The following is a 523-nucleotide window of genomic DNA, read 5'->3' on the forward strand; positions in this document are numbered from 1 at the left end:
CACTTATACAGAGTTGGGTGCAGAAAGTGCAATGAATGAGCAGGGAATTCGTCTTGGTGGTGTGGTATCACAAACGCGATCAAATATTGAGTATGAAAACGCAAGGGGTAAGACAGTCTATTCACAAGCGACCGTTTATGCAACAGTGCAAAATACACAAGGATTATTTGTAGCCTTAGATCTGGGCTATGGTCGTTCAAATAACACTATTACGTTAGACGACAAAACGGCTAATTTTAAACGTAATATCGTTAGTGTAGGGTCGGTGATAGGTAAAAAATGGGCTTTAGGGTATGTAGATCTCAAAACTATTGCGGGATTACATTATCACCATTTGAGTTCGGTGAATTATGAATTGAAGGGAGCTGAAATTCGCACTAGGTCTTTAAATTTAGTTAATTACCAGATGGGAGCGGAATTATCGAAAACTTGGTTGTGGAATGAATTTTTCATTACACCAAGTATTGCAGTTCATTATTTTGATGCAAACCGTAAAGTATTTAATAATGCAGTGTTGGTGAAT

The 523-nt window shown here is 37.7% G+C and carries 1 protein-coding gene; it reads left to right on the top strand.

The window, feature by feature from the left end; all coding sequences use genetic code 11:
* Positions 1 to 523: autotransporter outer membrane beta-barrel domain-containing protein (locus ABZ720_RS17460; protein WP_366556805.1), on the top strand; the 523-nt coding region annotated here is incomplete at both ends.

Origin of the sequence: Aquibaculum sediminis (genome assembly GCF_040712085.1) — a bacterium.
GTDB classification, from domain to species: Bacteria; Pseudomonadota; Alphaproteobacteria; order Kiloniellales; family DSM-21159; genus Aquibaculum; species Aquibaculum sediminis.